Here is a 14,279-nt window from a genome sequence, read left to right as displayed (position 1 = left end):
TATGCCAATCATTAGACACGCAGTACAAAATGATGCAAGAGGCACAAAACTAATGAATAACAACTATCGTAAACCACTGCAAGGTACCCAGCTCGAATACTTCGATGTGCGTCAAGCCGTAGAAGACATCCAGCAAGGCGCATATGCAAAACTTCCATACACTTCAAAAGTATTGGCTGAACAGCTGGTACGCCGTTGTGATCGAGCCATTCTCGAACAGTCTTTAAAAGAACTGATTAACCGTAAACAAGACCATGATTTTCCTTGGTATCCAGCACGTGTGGTATGTCATGACATCCTTGGGCAGACAGCATTAGTCGACCTTGCAGGTTTACGTGATGCGATTGCAGATCAAGGCGGTGACCCTGCTAAAGTTAATCCTGTTGTACCAACACAGTTGATCGTTGACCACTCATTGGCGGTGGAATACGGTGGCTTTGATCCAGATGCATTTGAAAAAAACCGTGCTGTAGAAGACCGTCGTAATGAAGACCGTTTTCACTTTATTGAATGGACCAAAACAGCATTTGAAAATGTCGATGTGATCCCAGCAGGGAATGGCATCATGCACCAAATCAACTTGGAGAAAATGTCTCCAGTGATTCAAAACCGTGAAGGTATCGCATTTCCAGATACTTGTGTCGGTACCGATTCACATACGCCACATACAGATGCGTTGGGTGTAATTTCTATCGGTGTTGGTGGTTTGGAAGCTGAAAATGTCATGCTGGGTCGTGCATCTTGGATGCGTCTTCCAGACATAATTGGTGTGGAATTGGTGGGACAGCGTAAAGCGGGTATCACGGCAACAGATATCGTTTTAGCGCTGACAGAATTCTTGCGTAAAGAACGTGTAGTGGGTGCATATTTAGAATTCTTTGGTGAAGGTGCGGACAGTATGTCTGTAGGAGATCGTGCAACGATTTCCAATATGACTCCAGAATATGGCGCAACTGCGGCAATGTTCTATATCGACCAGAACACCATTGATTATTTAACCTTGACTGGTCGTGAATCAGACCAAATCAAATTGGTGGAAAGTTATGCCAAAGAAATTGGTCTTTGGGCATCGGATATGCAACAGGCAGAATATCCTCGCGTACTTCGTTTCGATCTTTCAACGGTAACACGTAATATTGCAGGTCCATCAAACCCACATGCACGTGTATCAACAGCAGATTTAAAAGAGAAAGGTATTGCAGGCGTAGTTGAAAACCGTACTGATGGTTTAATGCCTGATGGTGCAATCATTATTGCTGCGATTACCTCTTGTACCAATACCTCAAACCCTCGTAATACAGTTGCTGCGGGTTTGTTGGCGCGTAAAGCAAATGAATTGGGCTTAGTGCGTAAACCTTGGGTGAAATCATCATTTGCACCAGGTTCTAAAGCTGCTGCACTTTACCTTGAAGAAGCTGGTGTACTGGAAGATTTAGAAAAGCTTGGTTTTGGTATCGTGGCCTACGCATGTACGACGTGTAACGGTATGTCTGGTGCTTTAGATCCAAAGATTCAGCAAGAAATTATTGATCGTGATTTGTATGCCACTGCGGTACTTTCAGGTAACCGTAACTTTGATGGTCGTATTCATCCTTATGCAAAACAAGCATTCTTGGCTTCACCCCCATTGGTGGTGGCTTATGCAATTGCAGGCACAATTCGTTTTGATATTGAAACGGATTCATTGGGCAATGACAAAGACGGTAATCCAGTTTACCTAAAAGATGTTTGGCCATCGGATGCTGAAATTGATGCGCTGGTGAAAGAATCTGTAAAACCTGAACAGTTCCGTAAAGTGTATATCCCGATGTTTGATTTAGGTGTGACAGAAAAATCAGAAAGTCCGTTATATGATTGGCGTCCGCAAAGTACTTATATCCGCCGTCCACCGTATTGGGAAGGGGCTTTGGCTGCACCACGTACATTGTCAAATATGCGTCCACTTGCGATCTTACCTGACAACATTACCACGGATCATTTGTCACCATCGAATGCAATTATGATGGATTCGGCAGCGGGTGAATATCTGCATAAAATGGGCGTACCTGAAGAAGACTTTAACTCGTATGCAACGCATCGTGGTGACCATTTAACTGCGCAACGTGCAACTTTTGCCAACCCAAAACTGTTTAATGAAATGGTGGTTCGTTCAGACGGTACCATTAAGCAAGGTTCTAAAGCGCGTGTTGAGCCAGAAGGCGAAGTGATGCGTATGTGGGAAGCGATTGAGATTTATATGAATCGTAAGCAACCACTGATCATCATTGCTGGTAAGGATTATGGTCAAGGCTCTAGCCGTGACTGGGCTGCGAAAGGTGTTCGTCTTGCTGGGGTTGAAGCGATTGTGGCTGAAGGCTTTGAACGTATCCACCGTACTAACCTTGTTGGTATGGGAGTGTTACCACTTGAGTTTAAAGCGGGCACCGACCGTAAAACCTTAAAGCTTGATGGTACTGAGCTGTATAGTGTGATTGGTAATATTGCACCACGTACAGACTTAACTTTGGTGATTGAGCGTGCCACGGTTGATGGTAAGAGTGAAGTGATTGAAGTTCCTGTAACTTGTCGTTTGGATACTGAAGAAGAAGTGCATGTGTATGAAGCGGGTGGGGTATTACAACGCTTTGCACAGGATTTCTTGGAAGGGCAAGTGGCTTAATTGAATTCTATTCTTTAAATCCTCCCCCAACCCTCCTTTGAAAAAGGAGGGAGTTCTTCTCTTTTTAAAGATGAGAAGTATTACTTCGCAAGGGGGGCGATTAAGGAAAAAAGGAATTGAAATTGTTGAAAAAAATCCCTACTGTTCAGTGGGGTTTTTATTTGGGGAATAAAATGTCTTTATTACGAAAAACTCAAAGTGATACGGTAAATTCTGATGAATCAATCACAGCTGAGCGTCTTTTAAACGTATTGTCACAGATGCCTGATGATTTTTATGAGGAAGAAAGAACAGATGAACCACCTCAAGAAAGAGAAGAGCTTTAAATGGTTTGCGCTATTTAATGATTAAGCAGTAGCTCTCAAAAACCATAAATTTTTCTTTTGAAATCATTTCTTGCAAAAATGACACCATCATTTTTAGAAATAGACAGTAGACATACATCAAAATATGGCTATACTTTATTCACCATTTCTAAAACCTATGGAGAACAAAAATGGTTACTGCTGGCGAAAAACCCGGAACAGGCTTCTATTTTTGTGTCCAATGCGGACATCGCACTTACTTAGAAATTGGTACAGATCGTTTACCCCAGTGTACCAAATGCCTTGGCAATCAATTTAAAAAATAAGATTGCTAAGCCGCACAGATAAAACAGATACTCCCTGTTTTAAGCAAAAGCCCTATCCAGTGATAGGGCTTTTTGTTAATTTAATAATAGTTGAAAAGATAACGAGAAAAAGGCAGATAAATCATTATGGAAACAATCCTGAGTCTATGTATTGGCATTGGTTTAAGTGCCGCCTGCGGTTTTCGTGTATTTGTACCGTTATTGGTGATGAGTGTTGCATCACTGATGGGCTGGTTTGAGCCAATGAAAGGTTTTGAGTGGTTAGCGATACCATCGGTATGTATTGGCTTAGCTGTCGCAACCATTTGTGAAATTGGTGCGTACTATATTCCTTGGGTCGACAATGCTTTAGATACTATTGCCACGCCAGCAGCGATGGTGGCTGGAACATTGACCACCATGGCGGTCAGTACAGGTGAAATGTCACAGTTTGCAAGCTGGGCGGCTGCGATTATCGTTGGTGGTGGTACAGCAACAGCCGTACAAATGGGCACGGTTGCGGTTCGTGGTGTATCTACTGCAACGACAGGCGGAATAGCCAATCCTTTGGTGTCTACAGGTGAGTGGATTGGGGCAATCGTGGTATCGGTATTATCACTTATCGTTCCTGTATTGGTGGTGATTGTTGGTATTATTTTGATGGTGCTAGCGGTTCGCTGGTTAAGAAAGAAAAAACAAGAAAGCGTTGTTCATCCATTGTAGTTAGTGTGTTTTAGCATTTGTGAAACAAGTGTTTATCAAGATTCAAAGAGGATAATGACTCAATTCAATTGGGTTGAGTCATTAAATTGGATTAAGTGTTTTCTGTTTTTTGACATAAAATTTGATTCACTCTAAATCGAATACAAAGACAAATTTCCCCAACAATAAATCAATAAAAGAGAGATTGATTTTTGCACCTTAAAGGCATACTTTTGTTATGGGATTGATAAAAACATCGTTTTTATGGATTTAATCTCAAGGTCTTTTTAAGAGTATTGGGGGAAACTTTTATGATGGACAAATTTATTATCAATGTAAATGCGCAAGTCAATGGTGTATACGAGGTACACAATGCAAGCAAATCTTGTGAGCATTTACCTAAGGCGGAAAATCAAAATCTACTGGGATTTTTTGCGACAAGTGAGCTGGCAATTAAACGAGCAAAGATGAATTGGCCTCGTGAAAAAATCAAAGGATGTATTTGCTGTTGTTAAGAAGCTCATAGCCTTTAACCATCACCAATTTTACCTGCAGTTCCATCTTTATGTGGTGGAACTGCATAACATTAAAAGGAATAGAGCGTATATCTATTCAATTGAAATGTATATTTTAAACGTCAATTGTTTGAAGTCACGATGAAAGCTTATGCTGACTCATCGTTTTAAAAATAACTTGGGGATTAAAAGTATGCTGATACTTTTTACTGTTTGATATAAAAATAGAAAAATTAATAAAAACTTCATCAATAAATAATCTGATTTTTGTGATGTGTATTTGATAAAAAGTAATAAATTTTAATGATTTAACATAAATATTTGTTTTAAAACAAAAATATAAATGCTATTAATAGCTCATAATATAAACATCACATGGATAGGTGAGAACAATGAGAAAGTTCGAGATCGAGATCAATTTGCCTGCACAAGATATCGTATCATTTGAGGCAGAGGACATTGAGCAAATTCATGCAAAATTTTATGCGATCAATTGGCGCCGTTTATTCCTGACGCAGGGGCAAGTTGAAAATTCTGATATTTCCTTTGCTGTACAGGACACGGAGACAGAACTTTATTTACATATCCAGTTAAATACACACTCGAGTAAAGCAGACCCTGTTTTTCAGATCGATAGCAATATTCAACTGGTTGTTGAAAGTAAAGAATTTTTGGGGCTTTTAACACGTAAAAAGAAATATGATGTGGTGTATAAAAACTTAAACCAATCACAAGTTTCAGAACAGCTCAGCTTATTCCTAAACGATCAAATCGACGAGATGACAGAACAATATCGACAATTGATGCATAAAAAAATGCTACAAGAGCATCGTTTGGCATAACGACTAGAGATTGACATCTTCTATATAAAATAAGGAAGCTTGAGCTTCCTTCTTGATCTGTAAAAAAGAATAAACGGGCTTGATTGTTTGACCAAGAGATAAAATATACCTAGTGCATATAAAAATTAAATATAGTGATAAATTTTACAATTTGTAATTTAAAATCAATGATTAATTTATAATTTTTTGATTGGAGTCGCTATTAATTTTAAAGAGTGTTGTTACACTACAAATAGATTTTAAGGGTATGCGTTATAAAATAATGAACAAGTTTGAAATTCAAATTCAGTATCCTAATCACGCCGATGAGCGTGAGATGGAGCAAGAGAGCGATTTAGACATTGCTGAGATATTGGCGAAATTTGAAAGTATCAGTTGGCGCCGTCAACGCGTTTTGCAATTACAATTGGATGGTCGAAACACTATTTTTACAGTGTTGAACTCAGCGTCAGAAGCATTTTTAAAAATTACATTAAATGCTTATGCAAAAAGTGAGAATTTTGAATTTAAGATAGAAAGCAATATCAAATTGATTTTCCCACAACGCGAATTGTTTGGCTTGATGACACGAAAAAATAAAGAAGTATTTGCAATTAAACACAGTACACTTGAACAGGTAAAAGCGAGTTTAACTGCATTTTTAAATCAGGATACCCAAGGCTTGGAAGATATTTTGCGTGATAGTAAAACAACCTCGCTAAAAGATGTGCCTTAAGTTAGCAGATTAAAGCGTGTGATCATTGAAATAGAATGACTAAAATGCAAATTTATAAATTTGCATTTTTTTTTAAATTTATGCAATAAAAAATCATTAAATAAGCTTTGTTGAAAAATTTTCTTTATTAAGTAACTTTTAAAGGAAAATTTTCCTAAAAAATAAAAAAATTAATCTATCTTAGGAAAATAATCCCGAGTCGATTTGGCTAATATTTATCTCAAGGATGTAAGGGATCGAAAAGAGTAGATTGCTGCCAGTTGCGTACAACGTGAGTGCAGTACTTACCCACAAGGTCTCGATTCGGCTTAGGACGCTATAAACCATAAGTTTATAGGCAATAGGATTAAAACTTACCAAGTTTTAATAGTTGAAGTAAACCAGAGTTGTTTTCCCACTCATCCTGAAAAATTCGATAAAAATAATGTGAAAATCTCAAATTAGATTCATCAATTAAGCCTATTCAAAACATCAGAAAAATACATTAAAGCAAAATGATTTCATCTCAGCATCCCATTAAAATAAGTTCTATACTTTATTCAAATAATGAAAGATATTGAAACCAAACAATGATAAAGAGTAGTGTAATGAATGATAAAAATGAAAATCATATTTGCTTAATATGTAATCAAACTTTTTCACATGCGAATGTTGTTCCGCTCGGGGCTATACGTAAGGTTATTACTGAAGAAATTGCACGAGATTTTCCCAATTGGTCTGCGCAGGATTATATTTGTAAATTAGATTTAACCAAATATCGTATGCAGTATGTGCAATCTTTGCTTCAATCGGAGCAGGGGGAGGTGTCAAACCTAGAGTATGAAGTGCTTAATAGTATGCAACAGCATGAATTAATAACAAAAAATACTGAAACACAACTTGAAAAAAAATGGACCATTGGGGAAAGGCTCGCAGATAAAATTGCAACTTTTGGCGGAAGTTGGACGTTTTTAATTTGTTTTATGCTCTTTTTAGTTGTTTGGATTTTATTAAACACAGTTGTGATCGTAAAACAACCTACTGATCCTTATCCGTTTATTCTATTAAATCTTATTTTATCTTGTCTTGCTGCAGTACAAGCACCAATTATTATGATGAGTCAAAACCGTCAAGAAGCCAAAGATCGTATACGCTCCCAAAATGATTATCAAGTCAATTTAAAAGCTGAATTAGAAATCCGTCATTTACATGAAAAAATAGATCATTTACTTATTCATCAGTGGGATAAACTGGCAAAAATTCAGGAAATTCAATTGGATTTATTATCAGAAATGAATAAAAGAGAAGTAAAAAAAGGCGAGTGAAAGATTAAAAATACAGAAAAAGCTTTTGAGCGTTACGGCTCTTTTGAGTTGGTGGCTTTGTTGATAAGAACAGAAATATATTCTCGATTTTTTAAATGAGTTTGCAATAAAAAATCATTTTAGAAATATAAAAGATAAAAAATCCTTAGATTGTGATTGATTTTGGAAAATAATTCTAAATTTCACGAGAAAATCTTAATCTTAGGAAAATAATTCCGAACCGATTTCGTTAATATTTATCTCAAGGATGTAAGGGATCGAAAAGAGTAGATTGCTACCAGTTACGTACAACGTGAGTGTAGTACTTACCCACAAGGTCTCGATTCGGCTTAGGACGCTATAAATCAGAAGTTTATAGGCAATAGGATTAAAACTTACAAAGTTTTAATAGTTGAAGTAAACCAGAGTTGTTTTCCCGCTCATCCTGAAAAATTCCATGAAAATTATACCGTAAAATTCCATTTATTTGATCTCATTAACTTACCGACAAAGCAATTAAGAAATTATCAATAAGAAGCTAAAAATCATACAGATTGTTAAGATGCCGCAGTATAGGTATGCATTAATGTACCGACCTAGAGCAAGCCATAAATGGCAATTCATACAATTATATGAATAGAGATAAGTTTCAATATTTTATTCGCTCACGGCAGAATTTTAATCTGTAATTATTTCATTACTTAAATAACTTCTTTTGGGGATTCCATTAGTAGATCTGCTGCAAGTGAATACTGATCAATAGCCTATAAATATTTTACTTCTAATGTGGTGATTAAGGTTTCTAAGAGCAATAACACATCGGCTTTCTTGCGTGCATCAATAAAAAACACAGGTAAATTTAGATCGCGTTCCATCAACCATTGACGGTATTGGTGCGTTGGCTTATTCATATCATCATCGATATGGGTGACTCCAATCACAATGTTTTCACCATACTGTTTAAAAATATTGAGGTAGTATTCAAGTTCATCTAAGGGTGTTGCTAAGCTATGATCAATCAACAAAATCGTACCAATCGCGCCTTTGCATATCACGCCCCACATAAAGTCAAAGCGACCTTGTCCTGGTGTGCCATACAGCCCAACTTTACTGCCATCATCAAGGGTTACTTCGCCATAATCGATTCCCACGGTTGTGTTTAGTTTTTTATGGCTACGATCATCGGTGTTAAATGCTTCTGTTGCTAATACAGGTATTTCTGATAAAGATTTAATCGCTTCAGTTTTACCTGCCCCCATTGAACCAGCAAAAACAATTTTGTACTTCTGAATAATCATCGTAGATTTATCCCTTAAAATTTAAATCGATTTTTTAATTTGTTAAAAAAGCTTTTTAAAATCCCTTTTTCTTCCGTTTGCTCAGTATCACTTGGTGTTTTATCAAATCGACTTTCTTTTGCTGAAATCAGTTCAGCGTTATGGATGGCTAAATTCGCAGCAACAAAGTGTTGCACGGTTGCGACTGGAATGTTGAGTTTGTCTGAGACATGTTGGATTTCTGCCCCAGAAATAAAGCATGCACTTAGTTGTAGCAGTAATTTCTTATCCAACTCATTGGGTTGAATCCAAAATTTGAGACGATAATATTTATCAGCTGCAGGTACAGTAATTAAATTGGGATTTTTCCAAATCAGGTTAAATAACCAATTTTCTAAATTGAATTGTCGTTTACGTGAAACTTTTATAAAATCCGCAGTGACTGCTGCCGTATAGTGTATCGAGCGATCTGTTTGGTATTCTTCACGAGTTGCTTCAAGCCATGCCAGATGCGCATGATGGTCGATAATCGCAATCGTGCCGAGATGATCATTTAAAATGACTTTACGACTGTCGTGATGGAAAAGCGCTGCAAAAAAATCAATTTCTTTGATTTCAAGTTGATCATCAGCTTCATCATCTGAAATTTGGCTAAGTTCAGATTGTTCTATTTCAGTCTTATGCAGTAATTTGATGTTGACCCAGTTTTTCAGTGTGAATTCGTCATAAATAGGGATGCAGAGTAAATTATCTTCAGCACTTTCTTTATGTTCACTATGTTTTGAAATTTTCAAATAAGGAATATTTTTATTTTGGATAATATTCTGGATATTATTGTTTTCAAAAAACTGCTCATTGATCAAAATACAATTTATATTTTGATCTGAAACACTTGTCCAATTTATACCAATATTGGTTGGTAAAATTTTTCTAAGCCTTATTTTAAGATCGTCAGAGGTGGTTAAACCTAAGCCTGAAATTGCGATATTGATACATTGATTGTTCATAATATCACTTATCTAATATTAAAAAATTAAAGTGTAAACTGTTTTTTAACGGTCGTAATTAGTTTAAGTTAACGCTAGATTTGTTCTTTTTCCAGTAAAATCATTTTTTTAATGTTTAATTGCTTGGCATTTAATCAGTATATTTCTTACATTATTATCCTCCTGTGTAAACTGTTAATTTTTCTTAAAGTTTAGAGAGTTTCATTGCTTTAAATTAACATTAGTTATTATAAAAAATCTATCTCAAAGTTAAATAAATTGCTTAGTTATTTTTATCAGTAAAAGCTTAACTTAATAGTGAATTAAATATTTATTATGTTTGTGCATGTTTTATCATTTATAATATTATTACTGTGATTTTAATCACATGAAATGATTAAAATTACTTAAGTATTTTTTACATGAAAAAAAGCGATCATTTCGATCGCTTTTTATAATTTTTGATTATCAAACTAAATTAAGCAAAAAGCTTTGTCGCTGCTTCAAAAAGAATATATAAAACCACAAGTGCTACCACAGGTTCTGCAATTTTAGCCCAGGTTGGATTTGCGGTTTCGGTTACTATGACTTCTTTGTGATCAGCATGAAGATCTACTTTTTGAACATTGACCATTTGATTAAACTCCTTCATCGTTTCATCTAATGATATCTCTTCTTCAGGCACAGGTTGAGAGCCAATCAGTTCGGTTAGTTCGTTTGTTGACCAAACCCAATCTTTTGCCTGACCCGATAGGTGCTCAATTTGCCCCATCACCAATTCTCGAAGACCTCGCTTACCTAAACTTCCTGCTGTTTCAAGTTGCTTTAATTCAGCAAGCTGTAGTTCAAGAATTTCCGTTGTTACAGGTTCAAGTATAGATTTATCTAAACTGGATTTATTCTGAGTAGAGGTGGTGAGGTGTCGAGAAATTTCTTGGCTGTATAACTGATCTTGCGAAAGAATTTCTTGATATAAAGCATCATCATCCTTACGCCATAGCGTAATGAGTTTACCCAAGGTTAAAGCATTGAGTTCTTCAATATGTGCAATACGTTGGGCAGGCTCTAATTGAGATAATAGCTGAGGCTTTTGAATCTTTATCTGCTCAGCAAAGTATTGTACGAGATCAAAAGCCATTCAGTTCTCCTTGTTCTATTCTAAAATTCTTAAACTTGGTTTTTTCTTTGGTGCCTCAGTTTTAGTTTCTACTTCTTCACTTGTATTTGATTCTAAAACATCTTCATCAATTTGCACATTGGCATATTCATCTGGATCAAAGAATAATCCTTGTCCATTTTCACGTGCATACAAGCCTAATACCGCATTTATAGGCACATAAATATCTTTGGATGCGCCGCTAAAACGAGCAGAGAAGGTAATTGCTTCATTGGTCATATTTAACATATGTACAGAATGTGGTGCGATGTTCAATACAATTTGTCCATCTTGTACAAATTGTTGTGGTACATCGGTATAGGGTTTAGTTGCGTCAACAAGTAAGTATGGCGTTAAATTGTTGTCGCAAATCCATTCATATATTGCGCGTGCAAGGTATGGTCGAGTTGGGGTTAAGTTCAATTCTTGTTCAGACATTAAAAAATACTCTATTGATTTGCGATCTAGAATTTTGCCAAAAATTCACTATATCTGTTTTTCTCTTTAAAAGTCATCGACTTTAAAAAAGCAGGGCGGCTAAAAATCCGTTGGCAATATAATAAAATTGGACGAGATTGCTGTTTCGGTAATTCAATTCCCATATGTTTTAACCGTATGAAAATTGGCGCTAACATGCAATCTAAAATTGTAAAGTTTTCAGACATAAAATAAGGATAATGTTGAAACAGTGGGGTCAGGGATACCAAAGTATCTTTTAATTGTTTTTGTGCATTCTTTTTTGCAGCTTCATTAAGTGTATCTGGGTGGCGTAGCATAATGTCTGCAAGTTTAAGCCAATCTTGTTCAAAGCGCCAAATATACTGTCTTTGCTCTGCGCGTGGTGCTGGGGCATCCGCATAAAGTTTGTTCTGTCGATAACGGTCATCTAAGTATTCAGAAATAATACTAGTATTAAACAGCTTTAAATCGTTTTCAATCAGCATAGGTAGTTGATTATATGGATTTAAACTGGCTAAATCTTCATCATCTTCTTCGACAATGATTAAGGTATGTTTAATTTGTTTTTCTGCAAGAAGAAATCTAATCCAATGTGAACGAAAGTCATCCTCGTGGCTATACAATGTAATCCCTTGTTGAGGCGCATTTTCGACAGGCATATTCCAAAAACTAAGTGAAGTGAATAGAGTAGAATACTAAAAATAGACAATAAAATCATCTTAACTTTAATAAGCTTATGGTGGGTATTGCTATCAAATAGATAGGAAACAAGGATAAACCTATGAATTTAATAAATAAGCACAGTAAATTGGCGTTGGCATTGCTGTTAATGATGGGTATTTCAAATACATATGCAAAGAAGCAACCTTTGGATACTCAAGTACAAGAAACTGCCACTGAAGCAATCGAAGCTGCAGGAGCAGAAGTGGCTGGAGAAGGAACCTTATGTAGTGCTGATGAGGCCTGTGATGTTGCGTCTGCTGCTTCTGAAGAAGAAATGTATGGTGGGATCAAACAAGAATATGTCGTAAAAGGTTGTAAGGTGACGATCTACAATGATGGACCCGTGAAAATGGTCAATGTAAAGACCGATAAGCCGTGTAATGCACCGCTTCCGAAAGATCATAAGTTCTCTAAGGAAACTCGAACTTATCAGGAAAATGGCTGTACGATTACAGAATCAAAAGCTGCCGATGGGATTTCTGACGCTGTCATGGACTGCTCTAAACGAGATAAAACAAAATAACTTCAAATAGTTAACCCATAAAAAAACCTCGGCAAATGCCGAGGTTTTTTGTCCGATTCGGTAAACGAATTAACGTTTAGAGAATTGAGGACGTTTACGAGCTTTACGTAAACCAAGTTTCTTACGTTCAACTTCACGAGCATCACGAGTAACGAAACCAGCTTGACGAAGAGCAGGTTTTAAAGTCTCATCAGAAGCGATCAATGCACGAGTAATACCGTGACGGATAGCGCCTGCTTGACCACCGATACCACCACCAGCAACAGTGATGTAAAGGTCAAATTTTTCAGTAACTTCTAAAAGCTCAAGTGGTTGACGAACAACCATACGAGCAGTTTCACGACCGAAATACTGTTCAAGAGTGCGGTTGTTGATTACGAGTTTACCAGTACCAGCTGATAGGAAAACACGTGCAGTTGCGGTCTTACGGCGACCTGTACCATAGTTAGTAGCCATGTGCTGTATCCCTTAGATGTCCAAAACTTGTGGCTGTTGAGCAGTATGAGGATGCTCAGTACCAGCGTACACTTTCATTTTCTTGATCATCGCGTAACCAAGAGGACCTTTTGGCAACATGCCTTTTACAGCACGTTCGAAGATTTCTTCTGGTTTGTGAGCAACTAATTTTTCAAAATTAGTTTCACGAATACCACCAGGGAAACCAGTGTGGCGATAGTATTTCTTATCAAGTGATTTTTTACCAGTCACTTGTACTTGTTCAGCATTGATCACAACGATGTAGTCACCAGTGTCAACGTGAGGCGTATAAGAAGTTTTGTGTTTACCGCGTAAACGACGAGCGATTTCAGTCGCAAGGCGACCTAAAGTTTTGCCAGAAGCATCAACAACATACCAGTCGTGTTGAACTTCAGCTGGCTTAGCGCTGAGAGTTTTCATTAAACCACTACCTATTATAGTTGGTTTGGACTATGGAATCTGTCCAAACAAAAAGGAGTGCGAATTCTATCTGAAAAGAGTTAGAGTCGCAATTGAAATATTGAATTTCAAGCGCATCATTATATTGATAAACGTAGCCAAAAGCAAAGCTTAGTTTGGATAAAATGTTGTAAGGTTTTCTGATTTATATTGGAATTGTGACAGACTTTATGAATAATAAAAGTGATATAAAGAAAATAAGTCAGGCAAAAATGAAAATAATAAATTCAATAAAATTCCTTCTACTGATAGTGGGTGGAGGCAACTTAAACCTTAGTTTTGCTCAAGCTGATTTTCTGGATTAGGCCTCATCTTTACCGAAACTTCATCCAAGTGCTCCTGTGCATTATCAAAATCAAGCTGATCTTGGAGACAGGATTATCTCTGTTCAATGGATGACGGTTGATTTTAGTGAAGAAATTCAATCCGCATATCCTTGCCAAGCGGTTGGATTACTTATTCAAACGCAACATATCCCTATTGGTGAGGAGGTTGATGCTGTCGTGCAATGGGGGGATGATGATGATAAAAGCCGAAGTGGCGAATATACAGTCTATGGAAAAGTTGAATCAGACCATCGAGTCAGAATAATCTTTGATCAACATATTGCCCCATCCAAGTGTGGGAAAGAGGTTGAATCGATGTATGATTTCTCTGAGATTGATCAACAGCAAGCTCAACCAGAAACTCGGCCAGCGTCTAAAAGTCAGCTCTAAAGCATTTTAAGTTTCCATCATCTAAGTCTGATGAAATATAAAAATTGTTTGCAATGGTCTTATATAGGTGGTTTGAGAAATATTTTTGGTTCATTTTTTACGTGATTTAGTTATATTCGATATAAAAAATGAACTTGAATTGGAAATGATAATTTAGAACCGATGTATACTGTCTAT

At 36.6% G+C, this 14,279-nt stretch carries 17 protein-coding genes; 10 read left to right on the top strand and 7 right to left on the bottom strand.

Annotated features, from left to right (window positions below):
- Positions 1–52 precede the first annotated feature (52 nt).
- From acnD to WFN33_RS11770, 8 genes are all read left to right on the top strand, one after another.
- Entirely contained in the window at positions 53–2,659 is a 2,607-nt protein-coding gene (gene acnD, locus WFN33_RS11805; RefSeq protein ID WP_336953337.1) for a Fe/S-dependent 2-methylisocitrate dehydratase AcnD, read from the top strand.
- A 173-nt stretch (positions 2,660–2,832) separates the two neighbouring features.
- Positions 2,833–2,985 carry a hypothetical protein gene (locus tag WFN33_RS11800; protein WP_171287899.1) on the top strand — a complete coding sequence of 51 codons (153 nt, stop codon included), beginning with the start codon at positions 2,833–2,835 and terminating at the stop codon, positions 2,983–2,985.
- A 170-nt stretch (positions 2,986–3,155) separates the two neighbouring features.
- Positions 3,156–3,290 carry a zinc ribbon-containing protein gene (locus WFN33_RS11795; RefSeq protein ID WP_004722968.1) on the top strand — a complete coding sequence of 45 codons (135 nt, stop codon included), beginning with the start codon at positions 3,156–3,158 and terminating at the stop codon, positions 3,288–3,290.
- Between the two features lie 126 nt (positions 3,291–3,416).
- Complete coding sequence (locus WFN33_RS11790) at positions 3,417–3,992, top strand: DUF4126 domain-containing protein (protein ID WP_151956807.1); 576 nt, start codon at positions 3,417–3,419, stop codon at positions 3,990–3,992.
- Between the two features lie 290 nt (positions 3,993–4,282).
- A complete protein-coding gene (locus WFN33_RS11785) occupies positions 4,283–4,486 on the top strand; it encodes a hypothetical protein (protein WP_336953336.1) in 204 nt (67 codons plus the stop codon).
- Positions 4,487–4,878: 392 nt separating this feature from the next.
- A complete protein-coding gene (locus WFN33_RS11780) occupies positions 4,879–5,328 on the top strand; it encodes a hypothetical protein (protein ID WP_336953335.1) in 450 nt (149 codons plus the stop codon).
- Between the two features lie 247 nt (positions 5,329–5,575).
- On the top strand, positions 5,576–6,043 hold the full coding sequence (locus tag WFN33_RS11775; RefSeq protein WP_336953333.1) for a hypothetical protein: 468 nt from the start codon (positions 5,576–5,578) through the stop codon (positions 6,041–6,043).
- Between the two features lie 587 nt (positions 6,044–6,630).
- The gene (locus tag WFN33_RS11770) at positions 6,631–7,347 is read left to right on the top strand and encodes a DUF1003 domain-containing protein (RefSeq protein ID WP_336953332.1); all 717 of its coding nucleotides are present in this window, start codon (positions 6,631–6,633) and stop codon (positions 7,345–7,347) included.
- A 743-nt stretch (positions 7,348–8,090) separates the two neighbouring features.
- On the opposite strand, the gene WFN33_RS11765 is transcribed toward WFN33_RS11770, so the two are convergent.
- From WFN33_RS11765 to WFN33_RS11745, 5 genes are all read right to left on the bottom strand, one after another.
- Positions 8,091–8,624, bottom strand: coding sequence for a GTP-binding protein (locus WFN33_RS11765; RefSeq protein WP_336953331.1), 534 nt, complete (start codon positions 8,622–8,624; stop codon positions 8,091–8,093).
- A gap of 14 nt (positions 8,625–8,638) precedes the next feature.
- A complete protein-coding gene (locus tag WFN33_RS11760; RefSeq protein ID WP_336953329.1) occupies positions 8,639–9,610 on the bottom strand; it encodes a hypothetical protein in 972 nt (323 codons plus the stop codon).
- Positions 9,611–10,067: 457 nt separating this feature from the next.
- Positions 10,068–10,727: a hypothetical protein gene (locus WFN33_RS11755; RefSeq protein ID WP_336953328.1), complete on the bottom strand. Its 660-nt coding sequence runs from the start codon at positions 10,725–10,727 to the stop codon at positions 10,068–10,070.
- A gap of 15 nt (positions 10,728–10,742) precedes the next feature.
- Positions 10,743–11,183, bottom strand: coding sequence for a ClpXP protease specificity-enhancing factor (locus WFN33_RS11750; protein WP_004722950.1), 441 nt, complete (start codon positions 11,181–11,183; stop codon positions 10,743–10,745).
- A 26-nt stretch (positions 11,184–11,209) separates the two neighbouring features.
- On the bottom strand, positions 11,210–11,863 hold the full coding sequence (locus WFN33_RS11745) for a glutathione S-transferase N-terminal domain-containing protein (protein WP_004722947.1): 654 nt from the start codon (positions 11,861–11,863) through the stop codon (positions 11,210–11,212).
- A gap of 122 nt (positions 11,864–11,985) precedes the next feature.
- Between WFN33_RS11745 and WFN33_RS11740 the strand changes: the two genes are divergently transcribed.
- A complete protein-coding gene (locus WFN33_RS11740) occupies positions 11,986–12,450 on the top strand; it encodes a hypothetical protein (RefSeq protein ID WP_336953326.1) in 465 nt (154 codons plus the stop codon).
- 69 nt (positions 12,451–12,519) lie between these two features.
- Here WFN33_RS11740 and rpsI read toward each other — a convergent pair whose 3' ends face one another.
- Positions 12,520–12,906 (bottom strand): 30S ribosomal protein S9, encoded by a 387-nt coding sequence (gene rpsI, locus WFN33_RS11735; protein ID WP_004647927.1) that lies wholly within the window; start codon positions 12,904–12,906, stop codon positions 12,520–12,522.
- A 12-nt stretch (positions 12,907–12,918) separates the two neighbouring features.
- Positions 12,919–13,347: a 50S ribosomal protein L13 gene (gene rplM, locus WFN33_RS11730; protein WP_004722943.1), complete on the bottom strand. Its 429-nt coding sequence runs from the start codon at positions 13,345–13,347 to the stop codon at positions 12,919–12,921.
- A 380-nt stretch (positions 13,348–13,727) separates the two neighbouring features.
- On the opposite strand from rplM, the gene WFN33_RS11725 reads away from it, so the two are divergent.
- Positions 13,728–14,102, top strand: coding sequence for a hypothetical protein (locus WFN33_RS11725; RefSeq protein WP_336953324.1), 375 nt, complete (start codon positions 13,728–13,730; stop codon positions 14,100–14,102).
- Positions 14,103–14,279: the final 177 nt, after the last annotated feature.

The organism is Acinetobacter sp. AS167, from assembly GCF_037152175.1.
Lineage (GTDB): Bacteria > Pseudomonadota > Gammaproteobacteria > Pseudomonadales > Moraxellaceae > Acinetobacter.
The sequence above is the reverse complement of the archived record's forward strand: the minus strand, read 5'-3'. Positions and strand labels throughout refer to the sequence as shown.